The sequence below is a fragment of the Sphingomonas sp. jy18 genome (assembly GCF_056931895.1).
On record NZ_JBXPBT010000004.1, the window covers coordinates 113,993 to 136,570 of the forward strand.

Genomic DNA, 22,578 nt, shown 5'->3' on the forward strand with positions numbered 1-22,578 from the left:
CGCGCCATGCCGTGACTATGTGTGCGAAACAAGTTCAGCGATGCGAAAACTTCATGGTGCGCTGCGATATTCGGTCGCTTCGGCAAGGATCAGGTTGAACCAGTCCTGCGGATCGCTCCACGTCTCCAGCGGTGTCCAGCCACCGGCGCGGAGCAGCAGGCTGGCATCGCGGGGGCCGTATTTATGGCTGTTTTCGGTGTGGATCGTCTCCCCGGCGGCCATGGTGAAAGCGCGGCTGCCGATGGTGAAGGCCACGTCGCGCTGCGCCTCCAGATGCATTTCGATGCGGGCGAAGGCATCGTTCCAGATGGCGCGGTGCACAAAGGCATCGACCGGGATGGTGCCGGCCAGTTCACGGTTGATGCGGCTCAGCAGATTGAGGTTGAAGGCGGCGGTGACCCCTGCGGCATCGTCATAGGCGGGAATGAGGACATCGACCGGCTTGATGCGGTCGACACCGATCAGCAGCAGCCCGTCCGCCCCCAAGGTCATCCGCATCGAACGCAGCAGGTCGACCGCCGTGCGCGCGACCATGTTGCCGATGGTCGATCCCGGAAAGAAGCCAAGCCGCGGCTGATCGGCGAGCGCCATCGGCAATTTTACCGGATGCATGAAATCCGCCTCGACCGCATGGATCGGCAGGCCCGGGAAACGGTCCGCCAGCGCACTCGCCGATTCGCGCAGGAAGTCGCCCGAAATGTCGATCGGCACATAGGCGCGCGGCTTGACCGCCGACAGCAGCAGCGGCGTTTTCGCCGAGCTGCCCGATCCGAATTCCACCACCACCCGGTCGCTGGCCAGCCGTGCGAAGTCGGCCGCCGCGGCGTCTAGCATCGCCGTTTCGGTGCGCGTCGGATAATATTCGGGCAGCCGGGTGATGTCCTCGAACAGCTCCGATCCGCGATGATCGTAGAGCCAGCGCGCCGGGATCGCTTTCTGCCGTTGCGACAGGCCGTCGATGACGTCGGTCAGGAAGGCGCTGCCGCCGGGAAGGTCGGGCCTGTCAGACATCGCGGGCCAGCCTGACGCCGGTGAATTGCCAGCGCTGGTGCGGATAGAAGAAGTTGCGATAGGATGCACGCATATGTCCCCTTGGCGTTGCCAGACTGCCGCCCCGCAGTACGAACTGCCCGCTCATGAACTTGCCGTTATATTCGCCCACCGCGCCGGCAACAGGGCGAAAGCCCGGATAGGGTCGATAAGCGCTGCCGGTCCATTCCCAGACGCTGCCGAACATCTGGGAAAGGCGGCCGGCATTCGCTGCCGAACGCGCGATGAGCGCAGTTGTGCCATCGAGCTGCTGTCCGCCGTCGGCATCCTCGCCCGAACCCGCGCTTTCCCACTCGGCCTCGGTCGGCAGGCGTGCCCCGGCCCAGCTGGCGAAGGCGTCCGCTTCATAGAGGCTGATGTGGGTGACGGGTGCCGCCGGATCGAGCGCTTGCCAGCCGTGCAGGCTGAACTGCTCCCAGCCATGCTCGCCCTGCCGCCAGTACAGCGGCGCGCCGATCGCTTCGCCCTGCACCCAGGCCCAGCCGTCCGCCAGCCACAACCGCGGGTCACCATAGCCCCCATCGGCAATGAAGGCCGCCCATTCGCCATTGCTGACCGGCCGGTCGGCGATCTGGTGTCGTGTCAGCAGCGCCTGGTGCCGGGGTCCTTCGCAATCGAAGCCAAAGCCCTGGCCATCGTGGCCGATGTCGACCAAGCCGTTCGCCCCGTCGATCCAGCGCATCTCGCGGCTGCTCTCCGCACGGTCGCGATGGTCGATCAGCGGATAGGCGACCGGCCCCAGCGGGTTTTGCGCAAACAGGTGCAGCAGATCGGTCAGCAGCAATTCCTGATGCTGTTGCTCGTGCGCGATGCCAAGCTCGATCAGCGCCGGAATCTGCTCGGCCAGCAGCGGCAGGGCATCTTCTACGGCGGCGTCGACCGCAGCGCGCCAGCCGATCACCTCGGCCAGCGACGGGCGGGTCAGCAGGCCGCGGGCATGGCGGGCATGGCGGGCGCCTTCCGCCTCATAATAGCTGTTGAACAGGAACGGCCAGCGCGGATCGTGAAGCCGGTATCCGGGCACATGATCGCGCAGCAGGAAGGTTTCGAAAAACCATGTGGTGTGCGCCAGATGCCACTTGGTGGGGCTGGCGTCGGGCATCGACTGGACGCTGGCGTCGGCATCGGACAGCGGTGCTGCCAAAGCCACGGTCAGGTCGCGGGTCGCCCGGAAGCGCTGCAACAGATCGTCGGCACCCCTCACGCGCTGCGCGATGCCCCCGGCACCCACAGCACATCGTCCACGCCGTTGCCGTTGGCGACGCGCGCGGCAACGAACAGCCAGTCGGACAGGCGGTTGACATAGGCCAGTGCCGAAGGGTTGAGCGCGCGCGTCTCCGCAGCCGCGACCGCGCTGCGCTCGGCACGTCGCGCCACGGTGCGCGCGATATGCAGATGCGCCGATGCCGTGCTGCCACCGGGCAGGATGAAACTGGTCAGAGGCGCGAGCGCGGCATTCATGTCGTCTATTTCAACTTCCAGACGGGCCACCTGTTCCGGCACAATCCGCAGCGCCATCTCGCCAGGCGCGAACGGATCGTTGCCGGCACCCGCCGGCGTTGCCAGATCCGCTCCTAGATCGAACAGATCATTCTGGATTACAAAAAGCTGCTTCGCCATGCGCGAGCCCGGTGCAAGCGTGCCCAGCGCCACACCGATCTGGCTGTTCAGTTCGTCGACGTCGCCGATGGCGGCAAACAGGGGATCATGCTTTGGCAGCCGCGACCCGTCGACGAGGCCGCTGCTACCGTCATCGCCGGTGCGCGTGTAGATTTTGTTGAGCTTGACCATTGTTCCTGCACGGCTCCTTCATCATTCCGGTACGTCAGGGCCGATTGGCAGGCGCAAGCCCGATGCGCCGTCGGGTCAGTTGCCGGCGGCAACGAAGCCCAGCACCACCAAGAGCAAAATGGTGATGGCCTGCCATTTGACGCGGGCGAACATCATCTTATTCTGCATGGCATGCCCGCGCGCGACGCCGGCGGCATCGACATTGCCCTTGGCGATATCGTCGCTGGTCTGTGCGAAATACACCAGTCCGCGCGCGAGGCTGAACAGCACGAGGGCAGCAGCGGCAACGATGGCGATTATGATGGCATAATTCATGGCTTGTCGGATCCGATCATCAGATGGCCGCACCATAGCGGCAGAGGCGCGCACCCGCCTGCCCCCTATTTAAGACCCGATCCAGCGATAGCCAAGGGGCAGCAGGTCGCGCCGCAGGTCCTCGAACAGCCTTTGCGGGTCGACGCCGCTGTCTCGCAACGACGCGAGGCTCGCCGCATCGTCGCGCTTGGCGAGGCGCCTGCCATTCGCGTCGCCGATCAGGCGGTGGTGGACATAGGCGGGGGTCGGCAGGTCGAGCAGCGCCTGCAGCAGCCGGTGGATGTGCGTTGCGGCGAACAGGTCGGCGCCGCGCACCACATGGCTGATGCCCATGGCCGCATCGTCGATCGTCGAGGCCAGGTGATAGGCAAAAGCGCCGTCGCGCCGGGCCAGCACCACATCGCCAAAGCAGTCGGCCGCGCAGGGCACAGTCCCGGCGTCACGGTCATGCCAAACCGGCAAGGCGCCCAATCGGCTGCGGACGTGCGCCAGCGCCTTGTCCATATCCAGCCGCCAGGCGTGGGCATCGCCAGCGGCAAGCCGCGCCATTGCCCTGTCCGCCGGCAGGGATCGGCAAGTACCGGGATAGACGGCCCCGTCTGGCCCGTGCGGTGCCGCGACGCTGGCCGCGATCTCGCTGCGCGTGCAGAAGCAGGGATAGGCAAAGCCATCCCTTTGCAGGGCCTCCAGCGCGTCCGCATAGGCAGCAAGCCGATCGGATTGCGCCACGAGCGGGGCATCGGGCAGCAGCCCCAGCCACGCCAGATCCTCCTCTATCGCGTGGCGGAAGCCCGAACGCACTCGCCCGGTATCGAGATCGTCCAGCCGCAACAGAAACGCGCCACCCAGCGCCCGCGCCAGATCGTGCGCGACGAGCGCGCTATAGCCATGGCCCAGATGCAGCAGGCCGGTGGGAGACGGGGCAAAGCGGGTCGCGATCATCGGTGCATGCTGCCCTAGCGCAGCACGGGGCAGAAAGGCACCCATGCGACGTTGCTGCGCGCCTGTGCGCCAGCATCTGCGCAAACATGGTTAATGCGCGATCAATTTGTCCCGCCACGGATCAGCTTAGTTAACCAACTGGCAACCATAAAAAATTTCTTCCTAAAGCGCCCCCATGACGGGTCGTTTTCTCCTTTCGGACGTTTGGTCCTTTCTCGGGAGAAAGGCTTGTCTCGTGCGCGATCCTCGCGCTTCGCTCCCCTGTCGCCAGGCGCCGGTCCGGGCCTCGGTTCCCGCCGTGACCGATCCCGCGCACGTGTCAGACGCCGACCTGTTGCGGGCAAAATCGGTCGCACGGCAGATACTGAGGCGCGCCGGCATCGCGCCGCTGGTCCCCGCGCTGGTGGCGCTGCTGTTTGTCACCCATCCCAACGACGCGAGGGCTGAGGTCGGCGGGGCCTCGCCGGATGCCGTGCGTGTGACGGCTACCGCCACCGCCCGCGCCACCATCCTGCCTTCATCGGCCCGGCTTCAGCAGGGTGCGGTGCAGATTGTGGAGGCCGGTGACCATCGACGACTGCTCGCTCAGCAGGTGCGGTCCAGCATCCGCTCCTGCGACCCCCCGGCCCGGCCCGATGCGCCCCCTTGCCGGATGATCGTCTACGATCTGCCCTGACGGATACGGGCAGGTTGGCAGCCGCGCCGCCTGCGCCTACCTGTGGCAGCAATGCCTCCCCAGTCGCCCACCGATTCCTCCACCGGAGAACCCGCCGCGCTCAAGACGCTGGGGCGGTTCATCCCCTACCTGTGGCCACGCGGCAATCGCGGCCAGCAATTGCGCATCGTCGGCGCCGGTGTGCTGGTGCTGCTGTCGAAGACCGTACAATTGTCGATGGGCTTCATCTATGCTGCGGCCATCAACCGCATGCAGCCTGGCATGGAGCCGGCGGTGGCGCTCGCCATCGGGCTGGTCGTCGCCTACGCCGGTGCCCGCTTCGCCGGGGTGGTGTTCGACAATCTCAGAAACACGCTGTTCGAGCGCGTCGGGCAGGACGCGACCCGCACGCTGGCGGTGGCGGTGTTCGATCATCTGCACCGGCTGTCGCTGCGCTTTCATCTGTCGCGGCGCACCGGCGAGGTCACCAAGATCATCGAGCGCGGCACCAAGAGCATCGACGTCATGCTCTATTTCCTGCTGTTCAACATCGCGCCGACGCTGATCGAGCTGATCGCGGTGCTCGTCATTTTCTGGGTCAAGTTCAGCCTGTGGCTGGCCTTGGCGACGCTGGCGATGGTCGCCGCCTATCTGGCCTTCACTCGCCGCGTCACCGACTGGCGCAATGCCCTGCGTGCCCGGATGAACGATCTCGACACGCTGACCATCGGCCGGTCGGTCGACAGCCTGCTGAACTATGAAACCGTCAAATATTTTGCGGCGGAGCAGCGGGAGGTCGCGCGCTATTCCGCGGTCGCCCGGCAATATGCCGATGCCGCGGTCACGTCGGAAAACAGCCTCGCCTGGCTCAACATCGGCCAGTCGCTGATCACCAACGCGATGATGGCTGGCGCGATGGGCTTCACCGTCTGGGGCTGGTCGCGCGGCATGTTCTCGACCGGGGATGTGGTGCTGGTCAACACGCTGCTCGCGCAGCTGTTCCGCCCGCTCGACCTGCTCGGCATGGTCTATCGCACGATCCGCCAGGGCTTGATCGACATGGATGCGATGTTCCGCCTGACCGATACCGCGGCGGAGATCGCCGACGCGCCCGACGCGCGGCCGCTTGAGGTTGCCGGCGGGGAAATCCGCTTCGAGGATGTCCGCTTCCACTATGATGCCGACCGCGCGATCCTCAAGGGCGTCAGCTTCACGGTGCCCGCCGGCGGTACGCTCGCCATCGTCGGACCGTCGGGCTCGGGCAAATCGACCATCGCCCGCCTGCTCTTCCGTTTCTTCGATGTGACCGGTGGGCGCATCACCATCGACGGGCAGGATGTGCGCCAGGTGACGCAGGCCAGCCTGCGCGCGGCGATCGGCATCGTTCCGCAGGACACGGTGCTGTTCAACGATACGATCGGCTACAATATTGCCTATGGCCGCGAAGGGGCGGACGATGCCGCAATCCGCGCAGCCGCGCATGGTGCCGCGGTTGGCCAGTTCATCGAAAGCCTGCCGCAGGGTTTTGATACCGAAGTCGGCGAACGCGGCCTGAAGCTCTCCGGCGGGGAAAAGCAGCGCGTCGCCATCGCCCGCACCCTGCTCAAGAACCCGCCGCTGCTGATCCTCGACGAAGCGACCAGCGCGCTCGACAGCCGCACCGAGTCCGAGATTCTGGCGACGCTCGAGGCCATCGCCGAAACCCGCACCACCATCACCATCGCCCACCGCCTCTCCACCATCGCCCACGCCGACCAGATATTGGTGCTGGAGGCTGGCGAGGTGCGCGAGCTCGGGCGGCATGAGGATCTGCTGGCCGCAGGCGGGCTCTATGCGCAGATGTGGGCGCGGCAGGCGGTGGAGATGGCAGAGGTGGAAGCGGGCAGCCCGGCATGAGCCTGGCCGCGCTGGATTTGATGGCACGCGGAGCGACGCTGTCGTTGCTCGGGCTGTGGGCCTGGATCTTGTTTCGCGATCACCGCCCGGTGCTGGCGGCGCGTGTCGCCATGCTGCTGCTCGGCACCGTTGCTTGCCACGTGCTGGCAGACCTTTCGCCGTGGCAGCCTGGCGCGCAGGGCCTCGGCCCGTTTCTGCTCAAGCTCGGTCAGTCGGCTGCACCTGCCGCTTTCTGGTTGTTCGCGCGCACCTGGTTCAATGACGAGGCCCGGATCAGCTGGCGCAGCTGGGCGCTGGTCGGCGCATCCTGTGCGCTTGGCGGCCTGTTGTTGATCGGTTTTGTCGCTCTGCCATCCAGGGCTATCTGGCTCGATATCGCGCAGCGGGCGATGTGGCTGGGCTTCATTGCAGTGGGTCTTGCCATTGCCTACCGCGGCCGCCGGGAGGATCTGGTCGAGGAGCGGCGCCGACTGCGCATGCGCTTCGTCTGGTCGGTGGGCATCTACTTCCTGCTGGTGACTACGGCCGGCTTCTGGTCCAACTGGAATCGTGGGGCAGTGCCGATGTTCCAGGTGATCAACCTCGGCATTCCGCTGCTCACAGCGGCCCTCTGCGCGGCGCTGCTGGGTACGCGCCGCGCCGAATTCTTCGTGGACGGTCGGGGCCAGCCGCCTCAGGATGGCCCGTTGGCCGACCCCGGCCTGTCGGCGCTGGCAGACAGGATCTCCGAGTACATGCACGCGCATAAGGCATGGCGGGATGATCGATTGACCATCGCCCGACTGGCTGCACAACTGGGCGAGCAGGAGTATCGGGTCCGCCGTGCCATCAATCAGCAGATGGGCCATCGCAATTTCGCTGCTTTCCTCAGCAGTCACCGCCTCCGTGAGGTGAAGGCTGCGCTGGCCGATCCGTCGCAGCGCGACGTGCCCATCCTGACCATTGCACTCGATGCGGGCTTTGGCTCTCTCGGACCGTTCAACCGCGCATTCCGGGAGGCAGAGGGGGTAACGCCCAGCCACTATCGCCAGCAACAACTGGCCGATTCCGGAATCGGCTAGCCCGTCTTGGAATGCGGCAGGTAACGAAGGGTCAGCGGATGCATGGCGTAGTCATTGCAACCGCAGGAGTCTGCCATGCCCAAGACATTCGACATCGTCGCGGTGTTCCGCGATCATGCCATTGCCGCCTTCACCTTCGATTTCGGGCGCTATCTGATCGCGACGATCGCCATGGCGGCCATTGTCTGGGGCGTGATGCGCCTGCCTTGGGGGCGCAACCGCAAGATCCAGCAACGACACGCCACCGCGGCCGATGTCCGCCGCGAATTCATTGCGTCCTTCCAGACCTGTATCGTCTATTTCGGCGTCACCATCGTCATGATCTGGGGGCTCAGCATCGGCATCTTCCAGCGGATCGAGGGCAGCCGCGGCCTGGCTGTCGATCTCGCGATCCTGATCGGCATCGTCGTCGCGCACGATGCCTATTTCTACTGGGCACACCGGACGATGCACCATCGCCGCCTGTTCAAGTTTTTTCACCGTCACCATCACCGCTCGGTCACGCCGACACCATTTGCAGCATACAGCTTCGCAGTACCCGAAGCCGTGGTGATGGCCGCCTTTGTGCCGCTTTGGCAGCTGTTTGTCGCGACGCCGGGCTGGGTATTGTTCGCTTTTCTGAACTGGCAGATCATCCGCAACGTCATGGGCCATTCGGGGGTGGAGCTGTTTCCGCGCTGGTGGCTGGCGTTTCCGCTGACCCGGTGGATCAACACCACCACCCATCATGATCTGCACCATAATGGCAGCTTCGCCCACAATTACGGGCTATACTTCACCTTCTGGGACAAGCTCATGGGCACCGAGCATCCGCGCTATGCGGAAACCTTCGACCGCGTCACCGCCCGATCCGGCCCGGCGGCGACCGGCGGCCTCGCGACCAGCCAGAGCAATTGATCGACGTTACGCCAATTCCATCGCTGGGCCTCTGACAATCGGGGTGGTGAACAGTCGCGGCTGTGGTCTATGGCGCTGCCATGCCCACCGCCCCGGCACCGCTCGCCGACCCTCTCGACACACTCCACCGCGTCTTCGGCTTCCCTGCCTTTCGCGGGATGCAGGAGCGTGTCGTCGCCCGGGTCCTTGCCGGGCAGCATACGCTGGCGGTGATGCCGACCGGCGCGGGCAAGTCGCTGACCTACCAGCTGCCCTCGGTGCTGTTCCAGGGCACGACCGTCGTCGTCTCGCCCCTGATCGCGCTGATGCACGATCAGTTGCGCAGCGCCGAGGCGGTCGGCATCCGCGCGGGCACGCTGACCAGCGCCGATGCCAATCGTGCGGAGACCATCCAGCGGCTGCTCGCCGGCGATCTCGACCTGCTCTACGTCGCGCCTGAGCGCGCCTCTCAGCCGCAGTTCCTCGATCTGCTGCGCCAGGTCCGGATCGCGCTGTTCGCCATCGATGAGGCGCATTGCGTTTCCGAATGGGGGCATGATTTCCGCCCCGATTACCGCCTGCTGCGCCCGCTGCTCGACGCCTTCGGAGACACCCCCCGCCTCGCGCTCACCGCCACGGCGGACGCGCACACCCGCGCCGATATTCTGGCCCAGCTCGGCATCCCGGCGGACGGGTTGATCGTCGCCGGCTTCGACCGACCCAATATCCGCTACAGCATCCACCCGCGCGCCAGCCTGAAGAGCCAGGTGGTCGAAACCGTCCGCGCCATCTCCGGCCCCGGCATCGTCTATGCGCAGACGCGGGACGGCACGGAGGCGCTCGCCGCCGCCATCGCCGCCACCGGCCGCCCCGCGCGCATCTACCACGCCGGTCTGCCGCCCGAGACGCGCGCCGCGCATCAGGCGGCGTTCGTCAAGTCCGAGGATATGGTGATGGTCGCCACCATCGCTTTCGGCATGGGCATCGACAAGCCCGACGTTCGCTTCGTCATCCACGCCGGCCTGCCCAAGTCGATCGAGGCCTATTATCAGGAAACCGGCCGCGCCGGGCGCGACGGTGACCCATCCGAAGCGCATCTGTTCTGGGGCGCAGCCGATTTTTCGAAAGCGCGCGCCCGTCTCGCCGAAGTGCCGGAGGACCGCCGCGCTGGAGATCGCGCCCGGCTGAACGCGCTCGCCGCTCTGGTCGAGGCGCCCGGCTGCCGCCGCGCCATCCTGCTGCGCCATTTCGGCGAGGATCCGCCGCCGAGCTGCGGCAATTGCGACAACTGCCTGTCCGCCCCGCAATCGACCGACGCCACCGAACTGGCGCGCAAGCTGCTCTCGGCCGTGTATCGCACCGGGCAGAGCTTCGGGCTCGGCCATGTCAGCGCGGTGCTGACCGGCGCGGACAACGACCGCGTGCGGGATCGCGGGCATGATCGTCTCTCGGTGTTCGGCATCGTTGGTGCGGAGGAAGCGCCTTTGCTCAAGCCGCTGGCGCGCAGCCTGATGGCGCGCGAGGCGCTGGCCGAGACCGAGCATGGCGGGCTGATGCTCGGCCCCGCTGCGCGGCCCATCCTCAAGGGCGAGGAGGATGTCGCGCTGGTCCTCCCCCCCCGACGCGAGCGCCGTGCGCGGGGCGAGCGGCGCGAGCGTGGCGCGGCCGGCGCCAATCCGGTCGGCGATCCGCTGTTCGAGGCCTTGCGCAGCCTGCGCCGCGACCTTGCCAGCGAGGCGGGGGTGCCGCCCTATGTCATCTTCCACGACAGCGTCTTGCGGGACATGGCGGGCTTCCGCCCGCAATCGCTGACCGCGCTCGGCGAACTTCCCGGCATCGGCGCGCGCAAGCTGGAAGCCTATGGCGATGCCTTTCTGGCGGTGATCCGCCAGCACTAGCGTTGAGAGCTGCCGATCCCGAGAGATTCGCGCCAAGTCGCCAAGCCGCCAAGATATTGGATGAGGCCTCGAAGCGACTCTTGATGGTTCGGTCAGCTTTAGGCGCAACGCTTGAGTGGAGGCGAGGCTACGCCGCAAGAGCCAACATCTTGGCGACTTGGCGTCTTGGCGCGAACCCTTACTCCCTTTTCCCTCTTGCAAAACCGCGCCCACCGTCCTTGAACGCCAGCCATGTTCAGGACCATCGACCCCAGTTTCCTCGCCGCCCCGCAGATCGCCGTGGAGGATGTCGCCGCCGCCGCCGCGCACGGGGTGACCACCATCGTCAACAACCGCCCCGACGGGGAGGAACCCGCCGCGCCGCAGGGGGCGGAGATCGCCGCCGCCTGCGCCGCGCACGGGATCGCCTATGTCGCAATTCCCGTCACTCATTCGGGCTTCAGCCATCCCCAGATCGACGCGCTCGCCGCCGCCATCGCCGCGAGCAGCGGTCCTATCCTCGCCTATTGCCGCTCGGGCACCCGCTCGACCAACCTGTGGGCGCTGACCCGCGCGCGACTGGGGGACGATCCGCAGACGCTGTGCGACAAGGCGGCGGCGCAGGGCTATGACCTGTCGGGCCTGCGCCCCACGCTCGACGCGCTTCATGCCGGGGCCAGCGGAGCCGCCTGATGCCCGGCTGGCTGAGCGCTGCCATTCCCGTCGTCGCGCCGCTGATCGGCTCGCTGGTTGCGGTACTGCTGCTCGCGCAGGTCGCGCGATGGATGGGGCTGGGCGCGACGCATGAGCGCATCCGCGACGAGGTGCACGCCATCCAGCTGGCGGAAGAGGCCGAATGCGGGTTTGACGGTGTCTCGGCTGACGTCGATGCCGCAGGCTTCGCCGCGCTGGTCCGCAATGCCGATGGCGCGGTCATGCTGGTCCGCGCGCATGGCAACCGCTTCGCCGCGCGTCGCATCGACAAGAGCTTCTCTGCCCGCCTCGATCGCAACCGGCTGTGGCTGCAAAGCGGGGAGCGGACCTTCGGTGGCGTGGAACTGGACTTCGGCCCCCGCGCCGCCGCCATCGCCAGCCGGTTGCGGGAGGTATTGTGAGCACCTTCTCTCTTTCCCGCTCATGTCGAGCGGATAGGGTAAGGCACGTCATGCCCACCCTCCCCGATCCCGTCAGCCTCGCTATCCCCGCCTTCGTCGTGCTGGTCCTCGCCGAAATGTGGATCGCCCGCCACCATGCCCGCCATCGCTATGAGCCGCGCGACACGCTGACCTCGCTGATGCTCGGCTTCGGCAGCACCATCGCCGGGCTGCTCACCGGCGGGCTGGTCATCGCGCTGGCGCTTTACCTCCACCAGTTCGCCCTGCTCGACATCGGCTGGGCCTGGTGGGCGTGGCCGCTGTGCTTCGTGCTCGACGATCTGGCCTATTACTGGTTCCACCGTACCGCGCACCGTGTGCGCTGGTTCTGGGCCAGCCATGTCATCCATCACAGCAGCCAGCATTACAATCTCAGCACCGCGCTCCGGCAGACCTGGACCGGCTTCATCAGCCTCGGCTTCATCTTCCGCCTGCCGCTGTTCCTGATCGGCTTCGAACCGGCGATGGTGTTCTTCTGCGCCGGTCTCAATCTCGTCTACCAGTTCTGGATCCACACCGAGGCGATCGGGCGGATGCCGCGCTGGTTCGAGGCGGTGATGAACACCCCGTCGCACCACCGGGTCCACCACGGCACCAACCCGCGCTATCTCGACGCCAATTATGCCGGCGTGTTCATCGTCTGGGACCGGATGTTCGGCAGCTTCACGCCGGAGGTGGATGAAGAGCCGGTGCGTTACGGGCTGGTGCGCCAGTTAGGCAGCTTCAACATCCTGTGGGCCGCCACGCACGAATGGATCGGCATCGCCCGGGATGTCTGGCATGCGCCGTGGCGCGCCAAGCTCGGCTATATCGTCATGCCCCCTGGCTGGACCCACGACGGCAGCCGCGACACCAGCGACAGCATCAAGGCGCGGTGGGCCGCGAGACAGTCGGTACAGACCGATGACTAGTGATCAATGGGGCGCGACAGCACTGTGCGCTGCACTGTTGAGCATAGTTTCCATGGTCGTCCCCGGTGCGCTCGATATCGGCTATGGTGGGGTAATGGTGCCGCTTGGTTCGGCAGGCTCGGGCTTTCTCATCGGCTTCTGGCTGTCAGTACTGATCGGAATCGGCGCGTCGATTATGGCTTGGCGGAAAGGGTCTCGCTGGCCGTTGCTCGCCGTGATGGCCATTGCTGCGCTTGCGCTTCTTCCGTCGGCTATGTTGCTGGTGAGCTGCATGCAGGGCAACTGTCTTTAGCACTTGCCACCACTGTTAATGACATTCATGTAAGCGGCGCCCCGCGCAAGACGGGTGGTCAGACCGGAGAGCGACGCACATGGACCAGTTCGACATCATCGTCATCGGCGGCGGCTCGGCGGGAAGTGCGGTTGCGGGGCGTTTGTCGGAGGATCCCCGTCTTTCGGTCTGCCTGCTCGAAGCCGGCGGCACCAACGACAAGGTGACGGTCAAGACCCCCGGCTTCATGCCGTTCATCGGGGACAAGTCGAACTATCGCTACGAAACCGTGCCGCAGCCGGGCCTCAACGGCCGCACCGGCTATCAGCCGCGCGGGAAGGGGCTGGGCGGTTCCTCGGCGATCAATGCCATGGTCTACATCCGGGGGCATCGCTTCGATTATGACCAATGGGCGTCGCTCGGCGCGACCGGCTGGCGCTATGAAGACTGCCTGCCCTATTTCAAGCGCGCCGAGGGCAATGAACGCGGCGGCGATGATTTTCACGGGTCCGATGGCCCGCTCAACGTCATGGACCAGCGCTGGCCCAACCCCGCCAGCGTCAAGTTCGTCGAGAGTGCGGCATCGCTGCAGCTCCCGCGCAATGCCGATTTCAACGGCGCCAGCCAGGACGGCTTCGGCCTCTATCAGGTGACGCAGAAGGCGGGCGAACGCTGGTCGGCGGCGCGTGCCTATGTCGAACCGGCGCGCGGCCGTGCCAATTTCACAGTCCGCACCAACGCCCTCGTGCAGCGCCTGCTGATCGAGGACGGGCGCGTCACCGGCGTGGTCATCAAGCGCGGGCGGGAGACAGAGGTGCTGCGCGCGCGTGGCGGCGTGGTGCTGTCTGCAGGCGCGTTCAACAGCCCGCAGATCATGATGCTCTCAGGGCTGGGCCCGGCGGCGCATCTGGCCGATGTCGGCATCTCGCCGCTGCGCGACATTCCGGCGGTCGGATCGGACCTGCAGGACCATATCGATTATGTTGCCGGCTATCAGACCGAATCGACCGATACCTTCGGGGACAGCCTTGCCGGCACGTGGCGCATGGCCAAGGCGTTTTTAGAGCATCGCCTGCGCCGCACCGGCATCCTCACCACCTGCTTTGCCGAGGGCGGCGGCTTCTGGCGCACCCACCCCGACGCGCCCGCGCCCGACGTGCAATATCATTTCGTCCCAGCCGTGCTCGAGGATCATGGGCGGGAGAAGGTCAAGGGCCATGGCTTTTCCTGCCACACCTGCGTGCTCAGGCCGGAAAGCCGCGGCACGGTGCGCCTCGCTTCGCCCGACGCCGCCGCCGCGCCCGTGATCGACCCGCGCTTCTTCAGCGACGAGCGCGACATGGACGTGATGCGCGCCGGCGTCAGGATGATGGACCGCATCCTCAATTCCCCGCCGCTCAGCGACTATAAGGGCGTCAACCGCCACCCTGTCGACATGGCCGACGATGAGGCGCTCGCCGCCGAAATCCGCAGCCGGGCCGACACCGTCTACCACCCGGTCGGCACCTGCCGCATGGGCAGCGACGATGCCGCAGTGGTCGATCCGACGCTGAAGTCCCGCCATGTCGAGGGACTGTGGATCGCCGACGCCAGCATCATGCCGCGCCTCGTCTCGGGCAACACCAATGCGCCGAGCATCATGATCGGCGAGCGTGCGGCGGATTTCGTCAGGGCTGCACTGGCGGCCTGACGCACTGCGCGCGCCCGACGGCGACCGCCGCCAGCTCCTGCCAGAGGATGCGTCGCGCATCCTCGCCCAGCATCTCGCGCGCCATCCGCTCGAACCGGGGCGCATCGCCGTCCGCCACCGCATCGGCCAGCCCGGCGAGCAACAATTCGTCCGGTGTCAGCGTCGGGCAGCAGGGCGGGGCGAGGGCGAATCGTTCCGGCCACGCGGCGGCGACCACTTCGGTCAGGTGCATGAATCGTGCGGCCTGATGCGCGTCGCCCAGTCGCCGTTGCAGCACTGGCAAGGGCGCCACATCGCGACGCGCCGCCAGCACCGCTAGCCGCGTTACCATGATCGTTTCGCGGGCAAAGGGCTCGAGCGCGGCCATGCGCTGCGGCTGGATCAGGCGATCGAGAAAGGCGGACATCGGCGGCTTCTCCTGTGACTGGTCGCCATTTTGTCGCAACTAAGAATTATTCGCAACAAGAAAGTGACGTTGGTCCCGACCCTATTTGACGCTAGTGCCGATTGCCGCCATAGGCGCGCCAGCGCACAGCCAAGGGGTGATGCAGATGAAGGTCGAAGTGTTCGTCACGCTCAAGCCCGGCGTCCTCGATCCCCAGGGCCGTGCGATCCAGCACGCGTTGGCCGGCCTCGGCTTTGCCGGGGTCAACGATGTCCGCGCCGGCCGTTATATCGAGCTCGACGTGGCAGAAGGCACCAGCCGCGACGACGTCCGCCGCATGTGCGACACGCTGCTGGCCAACACCGTGATCGAAAACTTCCGCATCGTCGGTCTCGACTGATGTCCGCCGCTGTCATCGTCTTTCCCGGCTCCAACTGCGACCGCGACATGGCGTGCGCGATCGAGCTGGTCAGCGGCCGCGCGCCGGCGATGGTCTGGCATGGGGATAGCGCGCTGCCGGATGGCGTCGATTTCATCGCGCTGCCCGGCGGCTTTTCCTACGGCGACTATCTGCGCTCGGGTGCGATGGCGGCGCGCAGCCCGATCATGCGCAGCGTCGTCGATGCGGCGGGCCGCGGCGTGCCGGTGCTCGGGGTCTGCAACGGCTTTCAGGTGCTGACCGAGGCAGGGTTGCTGCCCGGTGCGCTGATGCGCAACGCCGGCCTCAATTTCGTCTGCCGCGATGTGCCTCTGACTGTCGAGAACAGCCAGAGCCTGTTCACCAGCCGCTATCAGGCGGGGCAACGCATCACCGTGCCGGTGGCGCACCATGACGGCAATTATATCGCCGATGCCGACACGCTGGACCGGCTGGAGGGCGAGGGGCGCGTCGCCTTCCGCTATGCAAGTCCTGTCAACGGTTCGGCACGCGATATCGCCGGCGTGCTCAATGCGGGCGGCAATGTCCTCGGCATGATGCCGCACCCTGAGCGCGCGGTCGAAGATGCGCATGGCAATCGCGACGGCCTAGCCCTGTTCGAAGGCCTGCTCGCCCTCATCGCCTGAACGCTGTCGCACAGCGCGGCGGCTGGTCCGGGCGATCGCCAGCCACAGCAGCGTCGGCCCCAGCATGGTGGTGATGACGTCCTTGACGCTCCCCGCCAGCGTCGTCGACGGAAAACCCCAGTCGATCCATTCATTGACCAGTTCGAGCGCCAGCAGCCCGCCCCACACCCAGGCGATGCCGCGTCCCCGCAGCAGCAGCAGCGCGCCGACGAACAGCATCATCCCGATCTGCACATGCGATCCGTCGCGGCCCAGCCCGAGCAGATCGGTCAGCAGATGCTTGGCGCTGTCGGACAGGGCGCCGAGCTCACCCATGGTCGCGCGCCGGCGACTCTGGCTTGCGCGGCTGTAGCCACGGCCCGGCGATGAACAGCAGCACCGGCCAGGTCAGCCCGCCGATCAGGTCCGGCCAGATACCGATCATCGGCAGCTGTTCGCCATCGAGACGGTAGGCATACCAGTCCCCCGCCTCGCCCGCGCAGACCAGCAGCGCGGTCAGTGCCAGCGCGCGCAGGCTGCGCAACCGCCGGTCGAGCAACACGGCCAGCGGCAGATAGATCAGGATCCCGCCGAGCAGATGCAGCGCATCGGCCGAGACGTCGGTGGCCGCGATGATCGCATGCTTGACGCCCAGCCAATCCATCACCGCGCTCAGACGCGGGCGCGGAACGGGGTGAAATCGGTATCCTCGTCGAACAGGTCCATGCCCTCGCGCCGCTTGAGCGTGCCGACCACGACATAGGTCACTGGCGTCAGCAGCGCCTCCCACGCCACTTTCAGCGCCCAGTTGGTCAGCATCACGGTGACGAGCTGGTCATTCGACCAGATGCCGTAGAAGGCGACCGGATAGAAGATCAGGCTGTCGACGCCCTGTCCGACCACGGTCGAGCCGATGGTGCGTGTCCACAGCATCCTGCCTTTGGTCCACAGCTTCATCCGTGCCAGCACATAGGAATTGACGAATTCGCCCGCCCAGAACGCGGTGATCGAGGCGAGGACGATGCGCGGCACCTGGCCGAACACCTCCTCATAGGCCGCCTGCCCGCTCCAGCCGGGTGCGGGCGGCATCGAGACGACGGCCCAGCTCATGAAGGCCATGAACAAAAGGCCGGCAAACCCCGCCCAGATCACCCGCCGCGCCCGGGCATAGCCATAGACTTCGGTCAGCACGTCACCCAGCACATAGCTGATCGGGAAGAACAATATTCCTGCCCCGAAGACGAAGCCCTCGACCTGACTCAGCTTGGCCGCACCGATGATGTTGGACAGCAGCAGCACCGCGACGAACGCCGCCATGACGAAATCATAATAGCGCAGCGGCCGCCCAGCGATGGCGGAGGCGGAGAGATGGGCGGGCTGGTCGGGCTGGCTGGTCATGCCCGCATCCTTATCGATGTTTCGTCCCATCGCAATCCGCGCTAAGGGCGCTGCCGAAGCGCCCGTAGCTCAGCTGGATAGAGCACCCGCCTTCTAAGCGGGTGGTCGCAGGTTCGAATCCTGCCGGGCGCGCCAATTGCGGGCGCTGTTGCGCCAGCCGGTCGTCGGGGCAGCTGCGACCGCCGGGGATGCAGCCGGTGTCCCAGGTCCGGCATCGGAGGGCACGCCATGATGAAACCGGTTTTGCGTGTTGACGGCACGGGTGCCTGCCCGATGTCGGGGCGGCCGGTGGTCGATGGTGCGAAACTCGCCTGGAATGGCGGAATGCTGCTGGTGGCCTTGCTGTTCGCCATCCCGATGTTTTCGTGGAGCGCTTTGGCGTTGTTTGCGATCACGACCTATTTCTCACTGCTGATCGGTCACAGTGTCGGGATGCATCGGTTGATGATCCACCGCACCTTCAAATGCAGCAAGCCTGTCGAATATGCCTTGATCTACATCGGCACATTGGTTGGCGTCGCCGGGCCGCATGGCATCATCCGTGTCCACGACATGCGCGATTGGGCCCAGCGGCAACCGCAATGCCATCCATTCTTCGCGCATCGGCGATCCTTGGCCGTCGACCTGTGGTGGCAGCTTACCCACCGCTTCGAATTCGAGTCCCCGCCCACGCTGAACATCGAACCGCATTTCGCCAATGACCGGTTCCACATCATGCTGGAGCGCACATGGCGCTGGCAGCAATTGCCGATCGCCGTCCTCTTCTATCTGGCCGGCGGCTGGGCCTGGGTGGTCTGGGGAATCTGCGTTCGCGTGATCGTCAGCAGCGCGGGCCATTGGACGATCACCTATTTTTGCCACAATCCCGGTGCGGGACGCTGGTTCGTGCGGGATGCTGCGGTGCAGGCGTCCAATCTTGGCGGCATGGGCCTGCTGACATACGGCGAATGCTGGCACAATAATCACCACGCCTTCCCCGAATCGGCGCGCATCGGGCTCGAGCGTGGCCAGACAGATCCAGGCTGGTGGCTGATCGCGCTGTTGGAGCGCATGGGTCTTGTGCATGATGTCGGTCGGCCCCGCGCAGTTGCAGACCGGGAAGACCTGATCGAGATGCCACCCTATGCGGCTGATCCGGCAGCGCGTCGGACCAGCAGCCGCTGACCAACCGGCCAGCGAGCTACGGCGCAGCCAGCGCGAGCACCAACGCCCCGCCGATCGGCACTTCCGCCCAGGCCGCGGTAAGCTCGGCGATGCGCGCGCGTACCGCCTCTATCTCCTGCGCGGACACAGGCAGCGGCGGGCAGTCGCGCGCTTCGCACGTGGTGGCGTAGAGGGCCAGCATGTCCGCGGCAGGGGTTGCCCCACCCGACCAGCCATCGCCCTGAAACACCTCGACCAGCCGTTCGACGCTGTCGCTCTCCTGCTCCGCTGCCATGCGGAAGCTGGCCGATTCGCCCCCGGCGACGCGGTGGATGAAGCCGTGCGCCTGCAGCACGTCCTCGACCGCGAAATGGACCATGTCGTGCGGGATGATGCCCTGTTTCGGGCAGTCGATCCGCGCCTCAGAGCCGTCGGCGCGGCGGACGTGCAGCGTGTCCGTCTTGCCGCTGCCTTTGGTGAAGGTCAGCTGCATCGGCGCCCCGGCTCCCTTAAAAGCCCATGCTCTTGATCAGCCCGGCGAGCGCCGCCGACATCAGATTGGCGAGGCTGCCGGCGATCAGCGCCTTGATCCCCAGCCGGGCGATCATCGGGCGCTGGTTGGGGGCGAGGTTGCCGGTCACCGCCATCTGGATGGCGATCGAGCTGAAATTGGCAAAGCCGCACAGCGCGAAGGTGACGACCGCGACGGTGATCGGCGAGAGGGTGCCCTGCGTCTGGCTGAGTTCGATGAAGGCGACGAATTCGTTGAGCACCATCTTGGTGCCGAACAGCCCGCCGGCGGTATCGGCTTCGGCCCATGGCACGTTGAGCATGTACATCACCGGCTGGAACACATAGCCGAGAATCTGCTGGAAGCTGAGCTCGGGATAGCCGAACCAGCTGCCGATGCCCCCCAGGATGCCGTTCGCCAGCGCGACCAGCGCGACGAAGGCGAGCACCATCGCGCCGACTGCGACAGCCAGCTTTACCCCGGTCTGCGCGCCCTGCGCGGCGGCCATGATGATGTTGGCCGGCGCCTCCTCATCGTGGCTGGCGACCGCCATCTCGACCGGTTCGATGCCGATGTCCTTGGGATCGTCGGGCATGATGATCTTGGCCATCAGGATGCCGCCGGGTGCCGACATGAAGCTGGCAGCCAGCAGATAGGGCAGCAGCGCCGCACCGAGCATCGAGGCATAGGCGCCCAGGATCGTGCCAGCGACCCCGGCCATGCCGACGGTCATCACCGTGAACAGCTGCGCGGGGGTGAGCCCGGCGAGATAGGGGCGGATGACCAGCGGGCTCTCGCTCTGGCCGACGAAGATGTTGGCCGCCGCGCCGAGGCTCTCGATGCGGGTAATGCCGGTCACCCATTTGATGCCGCCGCCGACATATTTGATGATGAACTGCATGATGCCGAGATAGTAGAGCACCGAAATCAGGCTGGCGAAGAAGATGATCACCGGCAGCGCGGCGATCGCGAAGCTGTTCGCGCCGATCTCCGGCGAGGCGATGGGACCGAAGATGAAATCGGTGCCCGCCTTGGAATAGCCGAGCAGGTTGGACACCCCGGCCGACAGGAAGCCGAGCACCGCCTTGCCGAACGGCGTTGCCAGCACGAACACGGCGATGGCGACCTGCAGCGCAAAGGCGGCGCCGACGACGCGCAGCCGGATCCATTTGCGGTTGGACGACAGCAGCACGGCCAACCCGAGGATGATGGCGATACCGGCCAGGCCGATCAGCAGTTTCTGCACCATATAGTTGGTCTGTCTTCCCCGCATCGCGCCGCTCCGGGCGCCCTTGCGCCTCATAGCTGGTTGCCGGGACAGGTCAAAGGGCAGCGGTGCTGCCGATCCCATCCATGTTTCCGCTGCTGCAGGGAACCGGCACGGGTCGTTCGCGTTCGGCAACAAACCTGCTGCCCAGCTTATGGAGGAGAACCGCGATGGCCAAGCATGCCGATATCTTCGATGTGCTCAAGACCGACCATGACCGCCATCGCGCGCTGCTGGCGGCGGTCGCGGACACCCAGGGCAAGAGCGCGGATCGCGAGGCCCTGTTCGAGGAACTGACGCTCGAACTCAAGGCGCATGCCGCGGCCGAGGAGCAGGCGCTCTATTCGACCGTCATGCGCAAGCCCGACCTCACCGATTCGGCCCGCCATTCGGTCGCCGAGCATCATGAGATAGAAGAGGCGCTCAACGATCTGGCGGCCACGGACATGGCGAGCGGCGCCTGGCTGGCCAAATTCCGCGACTTCGCCCATCGCTACACGCACCATATCGACGAAGAGGAGGAAGAGCATTTTCCCGAATTCGCCGAGGAGCTGAGCGAGGAGGACGTCCAGCACATCCGCCGCGTCTTCGAACGCCGCAAGCCGGCGGAGAAGGCCAGTGCCGAAGTGACGCCCGAAAAGAAGGACGATGCGAAGGAGTGAGGCCAAAGCCGCCGCACCACCTTCCCCCCGCGCACAAAAACCGCTAACCGCCTGTCATGGCGGACCAACACACAGCAGCGACACCTTCCGGAGCAAGCGGCGCAGGGATCAGCCCGGCGCTGTTCCTGTTCACTATCGTCTACGGCGGCATGGTCGTGCTGGCCGGGGTGCTGGGCAACAAGCAAGTGGCGCTGGGGCCGCTGGCGGTCGAAGCGGGCATTTTCCCGTTCCTGTTGCTGGTCGCCCTGTCCAGCGCGGTGGCCGAGCTTGCCGGGCAGAAAGCGGCCAACCGCCTGGTCCTGTGGGGCTTCGTGCCCCTCGTCATGTCGATCCTGCTGACCTTGCTGGTGCTGGTTCTGCCACCGGCGCCGGAAATGGACGCCGCGCGGCTGAGCGCGTTCGAGACCATTTTGGGCTCATCGCCGCGGCTTATGGCGGCAGGCATTGTTGCCTACGGCACCTCGCAGTTTCTCAACGTGACCATCTTTGCCGCCCTCAGGGGCAAGGATGACGGCGTGACCCGCACCGGCTGGCTGGCGATCCGCGGCGCAATTGCCAGCGCGCTGAGCCAGATCGTCGATACCCTGCTGTTCGTGACCATCGCCTTTTACGGCGTCTTCCCCATTGGCACGCTGATGGCCGGGCAGATGCTGGCCAAGGTGACGTTGTCGATCCTTGTCATCCCGGTGGTGATCACCGGCCTCGTTGCGCTCGGCCGCTCGCTCAACGCCAAGGAAACGCTGTGAACGCCATCGCGCCAGACCCCGCCATGCTCGCCAAGGCAGAGACGCTGACCGAGGCGCTGCCGTTCATGCAGCGCTATGCCGGCAAGACTTTCGTCATCAAATATGGCGGCCATGCCATGGGCGATGCCGAAGCGGCGCGGGATTTCGCGCGCGATGTCGTGCTGATGAAGCAGGTCGGGATCAACCCGGTGGTGGTGCACGGCGGGGGCCCTCAGATCGGTGCGATGCTGGAGAAGCTGGGCGTCCAGTCGAGCTTCGTCGACGGCCTGCGCGTGACCGACGCGGAAACCGCCAAGGTCGCCGAGATGGTGCTGTCCGGCGCCATCAACAAGGAAATCGTCGGCTGGATCGGCCAGGCCGGGGGGCGTGCGATCGGCCTGTCGGGCAAGGACGGCAATCTCGTCACCGCCACCCGGCTCAAGCGTACGCGGCGCGATCCAGGCAGCAATATCGAAAGCGTGATCGATCTCGGCTTCGTCGGCGATCCCGCGCATGTCGACCGCACCGTCATCGACACGCAGGTCGCCGCCGGCTTCATCCCGGTGATCGCACCGATCGCCATCGGTCAGGATGGCGCGACCTACAATGTCAACGCAGACACCATGGCCGGCGCGATTGCCGCGGCGCTGGGCGCGACCCGGCTGTTCCTGATGACCGACGTGCCCGGCGTGCTCGACAAGCAGGGGGCGCTGGTCCCCGAGCTCGATCCCGACGGCATCGCCCGGCTGAAGGGCGACGGCACGATTTCGGGCGGCATGCTGCCCAAGATCGACACCTGCCTGACCGCGGTCAATGGCGGGGCGGAGGCGGCGGTCATCCTCGACGGCCGCGTGCCGCATGCCATGCTGCTGGAAATCTTCACAACCGCAGGGGCCGGCACGCTGGTGCGCCGGCCGGCGCTGCGCCGCTGATCCCTTCTCCCAATCAGTCGAG

At 66.2% G+C, this 22,578-nt stretch carries 27 protein-coding genes and 1 tRNA gene; 17 read left to right on the plus strand and 11 right to left on the minus strand.

The features are described from left to right. Window positions 1-51 precede the first annotated feature (51 nt). The 5 genes from egtD to gluQRS form a co-directional block, all read right to left on the minus strand. Window positions 52-1,011, minus strand: coding sequence for an L-histidine N(alpha)-methyltransferase (egtD, locus tag AC0QC4_RS11390; protein WP_483660022.1), 960 nt, complete (start codon window positions 1,009-1,011; stop codon window positions 52-54). Continuing rightward, the gene (egtB, locus tag AC0QC4_RS11395) at window positions 1,004-2,254 is read right to left on the minus strand and encodes an ergothioneine biosynthesis protein EgtB (RefSeq protein WP_483660023.1); all 1,251 of its coding nucleotides are present in this window, start codon (window positions 2,252-2,254) and stop codon (window positions 1,004-1,006) included. The genes egtD and egtB overlap by 8 nt, the downstream gene beginning before the upstream one ends. Then, on the minus strand, window positions 2,251-2,841 hold the full coding sequence (locus tag AC0QC4_RS11400; protein ID WP_483660024.1) for a cob(I)yrinic acid a,c-diamide adenosyltransferase: 591 nt from the start codon (window positions 2,839-2,841) through the stop codon (window positions 2,251-2,253). Before AC0QC4_RS11400 ends, egtB begins: the two co-directional genes overlap by 4 nt. 75 nt (window positions 2,842-2,916) lie before the next feature. Further along, a complete protein-coding gene (locus AC0QC4_RS11405) occupies window positions 2,917-3,156 on the minus strand; it encodes an HIG1 domain-containing protein (protein ID WP_483660025.1) in 240 nt (79 codons plus the stop codon). A 69-nt stretch (window positions 3,157-3,225) separates the two neighbouring features. Further along, on the minus strand, window positions 3,226-4,098 hold the full coding sequence (gene gluQRS, locus AC0QC4_RS11410) for a tRNA glutamyl-Q(34) synthetase GluQRS (RefSeq protein WP_483660026.1): 873 nt from the start codon (window positions 4,096-4,098) through the stop codon (window positions 3,226-3,228). A gap of 298 nt (window positions 4,099-4,396) precedes the next feature. Here gluQRS and AC0QC4_RS11415 point away from each other — a divergent pair, with 298 nt between their 5' ends. The 10 genes from AC0QC4_RS11415 (at window position 4,397) to AC0QC4_RS11460 (ending at window position 14,489) form a co-directional block, all read left to right on the plus strand. Next, window positions 4,397-4,774, plus strand: a complete 378-nt coding sequence (locus AC0QC4_RS11415) for a hypothetical protein (RefSeq protein WP_483660027.1) — start codon at window positions 4,397-4,399, stop codon at window positions 4,772-4,774. A 51-nt stretch (window positions 4,775-4,825) separates the two neighbouring features. After that, the gene (locus tag AC0QC4_RS11420) at window positions 4,826-6,649 is read left to right on the plus strand and encodes an ABCB family ABC transporter ATP-binding protein/permease (RefSeq protein WP_483660028.1); all 1,824 of its coding nucleotides are present in this window, start codon (window positions 4,826-4,828) and stop codon (window positions 6,647-6,649) included. Next, on the plus strand, window positions 6,646-7,710 hold the full coding sequence (locus tag AC0QC4_RS11425) for an AraC family transcriptional regulator (protein ID WP_483660029.1): 1,065 nt from the start codon (window positions 6,646-6,648) through the stop codon (window positions 7,708-7,710). The genes AC0QC4_RS11420 and AC0QC4_RS11425 overlap by 4 nt, the downstream gene beginning before the upstream one ends. 75 nt (window positions 7,711-7,785) lie before the next feature. Beyond that, window positions 7,786-8,607 carry a sterol desaturase family protein gene (locus AC0QC4_RS11430; RefSeq protein ID WP_483660030.1) on the plus strand — a complete coding sequence of 274 codons (822 nt, stop codon included), beginning with the start codon at window positions 7,786-7,788 and terminating at the stop codon, window positions 8,605-8,607. 80 nt (window positions 8,608-8,687) lie between these two features. Then, window positions 8,688-10,484: a DNA helicase RecQ gene (recQ, locus tag AC0QC4_RS11435; RefSeq protein WP_483660031.1), complete on the plus strand. Its 1,797-nt coding sequence runs from the start codon at window positions 8,688-8,690 to the stop codon at window positions 10,482-10,484. A gap of 231 nt (window positions 10,485-10,715) precedes the next feature. Continuing rightward, window positions 10,716-11,156: a protein tyrosine phosphatase family protein gene (locus AC0QC4_RS11440; RefSeq protein WP_483660032.1), complete on the plus strand. Its 441-nt coding sequence runs from the start codon at window positions 10,716-10,718 to the stop codon at window positions 11,154-11,156. Next, a complete protein-coding gene (locus AC0QC4_RS11445) occupies window positions 11,156-11,578 on the plus strand; it encodes a hypothetical protein (RefSeq protein ID WP_483660033.1) in 423 nt (140 codons plus the stop codon). Before AC0QC4_RS11440 ends, AC0QC4_RS11445 begins: the two co-directional genes overlap by 1 nt. A 50-nt stretch (window positions 11,579-11,628) precedes the next feature. Continuing rightward, window positions 11,629-12,528 (plus strand): sterol desaturase family protein, encoded by a 900-nt coding sequence (locus AC0QC4_RS11450; protein ID WP_483660034.1) that lies wholly within the window; start codon window positions 11,629-11,631, stop codon window positions 12,526-12,528. 52 nt (window positions 12,529-12,580) lie between these two features. Further along, entirely contained in the window at window positions 12,581-12,820 is a 240-nt protein-coding gene (locus AC0QC4_RS11455) for a hypothetical protein (RefSeq protein WP_483660035.1), read from the plus strand. A 79-nt stretch (window positions 12,821-12,899) separates the two neighbouring features. Beyond that, complete coding sequence (locus AC0QC4_RS11460; protein ID WP_483660036.1) at window positions 12,900-14,489, plus strand: GMC family oxidoreductase; 1,590 nt, start codon at window positions 12,900-12,902, stop codon at window positions 14,487-14,489. Here AC0QC4_RS11460 and AC0QC4_RS11465 read toward each other — a convergent pair. Next, window positions 14,467-14,895: an addiction module antidote protein gene (locus AC0QC4_RS11465; RefSeq protein WP_483660037.1), complete on the minus strand. Its 429-nt coding sequence runs from the start codon at window positions 14,893-14,895 to the stop codon at window positions 14,467-14,469. The genes AC0QC4_RS11460 and AC0QC4_RS11465 overlap by 23 nt on opposite strands. Before the next feature lie 145 nt (window positions 14,896-15,040). Between AC0QC4_RS11465 and purS the strand changes: the two genes are divergently transcribed. Together purS and purQ are read left to right on the plus strand one after the other, a co-directional pair. Beyond that, the gene (gene purS, locus AC0QC4_RS11470) at window positions 15,041-15,274 is read left to right on the plus strand and encodes a phosphoribosylformylglycinamidine synthase subunit PurS (protein ID WP_483660290.1); all 234 of its coding nucleotides are present in this window, start codon (window positions 15,041-15,043) and stop codon (window positions 15,272-15,274) included. Beyond that, window positions 15,274-15,939 carry a phosphoribosylformylglycinamidine synthase subunit PurQ gene (gene purQ / locus AC0QC4_RS11475; protein ID WP_483660038.1) on the plus strand — a complete coding sequence of 222 codons (666 nt, stop codon included), beginning with the start codon at window positions 15,274-15,276 and terminating at the stop codon, window positions 15,937-15,939. Before purS ends, purQ begins: the two co-directional genes overlap by 1 nt. Here the strand turns inward: purQ and AC0QC4_RS11480 are convergent. Genes AC0QC4_RS11480 through AC0QC4_RS11490 form a run of 3 tightly spaced genes read right to left on the minus strand, consistent with a single transcriptional unit; the run spans window position 15,901 to window position 17,316 of the window. Continuing rightward, a complete protein-coding gene (locus tag AC0QC4_RS11480; RefSeq protein ID WP_483660039.1) occupies window positions 15,901-16,254 on the minus strand; it encodes a hypothetical protein in 354 nt (117 codons plus the stop codon). The two genes, purQ and AC0QC4_RS11480, sit on opposite strands and share 39 nt — an antisense overlap. Then, window positions 16,247-16,582 carry a hypothetical protein gene (locus AC0QC4_RS11485; protein WP_483660040.1) on the minus strand — a complete coding sequence of 112 codons (336 nt, stop codon included), beginning with the start codon at window positions 16,580-16,582 and terminating at the stop codon, window positions 16,247-16,249. Before AC0QC4_RS11485 ends, AC0QC4_RS11480 begins: the two co-directional genes overlap by 8 nt. A gap of 8 nt (window positions 16,583-16,590) precedes the next feature. Next, window positions 16,591-17,316 (minus strand): queuosine precursor transporter, encoded by a 726-nt coding sequence (locus AC0QC4_RS11490; protein ID WP_483660041.1) that lies wholly within the window; start codon window positions 17,314-17,316, stop codon window positions 16,591-16,593. A 58-nt stretch (window positions 17,317-17,374) separates the two neighbouring features. Here AC0QC4_RS11490 and AC0QC4_RS11495 point away from each other — a divergent pair. Both AC0QC4_RS11495 and AC0QC4_RS11500 read left to right on the plus strand, forming a co-directional pair. Next, a tRNA-Arg gene (locus AC0QC4_RS11495) sits at window positions 17,375-17,451 on the plus strand. A gap of 93 nt (window positions 17,452-17,544) precedes the next feature. Next, window positions 17,545-18,480, plus strand: a complete 936-nt coding sequence (locus AC0QC4_RS11500; RefSeq protein WP_483660042.1) for an acyl-CoA desaturase — start codon at window positions 17,545-17,547, stop codon at window positions 18,478-18,480. Between the two features lie 16 nt (window positions 18,481-18,496). Here AC0QC4_RS11500 and AC0QC4_RS11505 read toward each other — a convergent pair whose 3' ends face one another. Further along, window positions 18,497-18,952 (minus strand): hypothetical protein, encoded by a 456-nt coding sequence (locus tag AC0QC4_RS11505; protein ID WP_483660043.1) that lies wholly within the window; start codon window positions 18,950-18,952, stop codon window positions 18,497-18,499. Between the two features lie 16 nt (window positions 18,953-18,968). Continuing rightward, window positions 18,969-20,243 carry a NupC/NupG family nucleoside CNT transporter gene (locus AC0QC4_RS11510; protein ID WP_483660044.1) on the minus strand — a complete coding sequence of 425 codons (1,275 nt, stop codon included), beginning with the start codon at window positions 20,241-20,243 and terminating at the stop codon, window positions 18,969-18,971. A gap of 164 nt (window positions 20,244-20,407) precedes the next feature. Between AC0QC4_RS11510 and AC0QC4_RS11515 the strand changes: the two genes are divergently transcribed. Genes AC0QC4_RS11515 through argB form a run of 3 tightly spaced genes read left to right on the plus strand, consistent with a single transcriptional unit; the run spans window position 20,408 to window position 22,556 of the window. Then, window positions 20,408-20,899, plus strand: coding sequence for a hemerythrin domain-containing protein (locus AC0QC4_RS11515; RefSeq protein ID WP_483660045.1), 492 nt, complete (start codon window positions 20,408-20,410; stop codon window positions 20,897-20,899). A gap of 56 nt (window positions 20,900-20,955) precedes the next feature. Beyond that, window positions 20,956-21,645 (plus strand): queuosine precursor transporter, encoded by a 690-nt coding sequence (locus AC0QC4_RS11520; RefSeq protein WP_483660046.1) that lies wholly within the window; start codon window positions 20,956-20,958, stop codon window positions 21,643-21,645. Between the two features lie 23 nt (window positions 21,646-21,668). After that, window positions 21,669-22,556, plus strand: coding sequence for an acetylglutamate kinase (gene argB / locus AC0QC4_RS11525; RefSeq protein ID WP_483660291.1), 888 nt, complete (start codon window positions 21,669-21,671; stop codon window positions 22,554-22,556). Window positions 22,557-22,578 lie beyond the last annotated feature (22 nt).

Bases quoted from the DNA above. Each gene is read 5' to 3' on its own strand.
- AC0QC4_RS11445 (WP_483660033.1), top strand. From the start codon at position 11,156: ATGCCCGGCTGGCTGAGCGCTGCCATTCCCGTCGTCGCGCCGCTGATC.
- purQ (WP_483660038.1), top strand. From the start codon at position 15,274: ATGTCCGCCGCTGTCATCGTCTTTCCCGGCTCCAACTGCGACCGCGAC.
- argB (WP_483660291.1), top strand. From the start codon at position 21,669: ATGCTCGCCAAGGCAGAGACGCTGACCGAGGCGCTGCCGTTCATGCAG.
- recQ (WP_483660031.1), top strand. From the start codon at position 8,688: ATGCCCACCGCCCCGGCACCGCTCGCCGACCCTCTCGACACACTCCAC.
- AC0QC4_RS11450 (WP_483660034.1), top strand. From the start codon at position 11,629: ATGCCCACCCTCCCCGATCCCGTCAGCCTCGCTATCCCCGCCTTCGTC.
- AC0QC4_RS11490 (WP_483660041.1), bottom strand. From the start codon at position 17,316: ATGACCAGCCAGCCCGACCAGCCCGCCCATCTCTCCGCCTCCGCCATC.
- AC0QC4_RS11430 (WP_483660030.1), top strand. From the start codon at position 7,786: ATGCCCAAGACATTCGACATCGTCGCGGTGTTCCGCGATCATGCCATT.
- AC0QC4_RS11455 (WP_483660035.1), top strand. From the start codon at position 12,581: ATGGTCGTCCCCGGTGCGCTCGATATCGGCTATGGTGGGGTAATGGTG.
- AC0QC4_RS11405 (WP_483660025.1), bottom strand. From the start codon at position 3,156: ATGAATTATGCCATCATAATCGCCATCGTTGCCGCTGCTGCCCTCGTG.
- AC0QC4_RS11510 (WP_483660044.1), bottom strand. From the start codon at position 20,243: ATGCGGGGAAGACAGACCAACTATATGGTGCAGAAACTGCTGATCGGC.
- AC0QC4_RS11515 (WP_483660045.1), top strand. From the start codon at position 20,408: ATGGCCAAGCATGCCGATATCTTCGATGTGCTCAAGACCGACCATGAC.
- AC0QC4_RS11440 (WP_483660032.1), top strand. From the start codon at position 10,716: ATGTTCAGGACCATCGACCCCAGTTTCCTCGCCGCCCCGCAGATCGCC.
- AC0QC4_RS11520 (WP_483660046.1), top strand. From the start codon at position 20,956: ATGGCGGACCAACACACAGCAGCGACACCTTCCGGAGCAAGCGGCGCA.
- purS (WP_483660290.1), top strand. From the start codon at position 15,041: ATGAAGGTCGAAGTGTTCGTCACGCTCAAGCCCGGCGTCCTCGATCCC.
- AC0QC4_RS11465 (WP_483660037.1), bottom strand. From the start codon at position 14,895: ATGTCCGCCTTTCTCGATCGCCTGATCCAGCCGCAGCGCATGGCCGCG.
- AC0QC4_RS11400 (WP_483660024.1), bottom strand. From the start codon at position 2,841: ATGGTCAAGCTCAACAAAATCTACACGCGCACCGGCGATGACGGTAGC.
- egtD (WP_483660022.1), bottom strand. From the start codon at position 1,011: ATGTCTGACAGGCCCGACCTTCCCGGCGGCAGCGCCTTCCTGACCGAC.
- AC0QC4_RS11425 (WP_483660029.1), top strand. From the start codon at position 6,646: ATGAGCCTGGCCGCGCTGGATTTGATGGCACGCGGAGCGACGCTGTCG.
- AC0QC4_RS11460 (WP_483660036.1), top strand. From the start codon at position 12,900: ATGGACCAGTTCGACATCATCGTCATCGGCGGCGGCTCGGCGGGAAGT.
- AC0QC4_RS11480 (WP_483660039.1), bottom strand. From the start codon at position 16,254: ATGGGTGAGCTCGGCGCCCTGTCCGACAGCGCCAAGCATCTGCTGACC.
- AC0QC4_RS11485 (WP_483660040.1), bottom strand. From the start codon at position 16,582: ATGGATTGGCTGGGCGTCAAGCATGCGATCATCGCGGCCACCGACGTC.
- AC0QC4_RS11420 (WP_483660028.1), top strand. From the start codon at position 4,826: ATGCCTCCCCAGTCGCCCACCGATTCCTCCACCGGAGAACCCGCCGCG.
- AC0QC4_RS11500 (WP_483660042.1), top strand. From the start codon at position 17,545: ATGATGAAACCGGTTTTGCGTGTTGACGGCACGGGTGCCTGCCCGATG.
- gluQRS (WP_483660026.1), bottom strand. From the start codon at position 4,098: ATGATCGCGACCCGCTTTGCCCCGTCTCCCACCGGCCTGCTGCATCTG.
- AC0QC4_RS11505 (WP_483660043.1), bottom strand. From the start codon at position 18,952: ATGCAGCTGACCTTCACCAAAGGCAGCGGCAAGACGGACACGCTGCAC.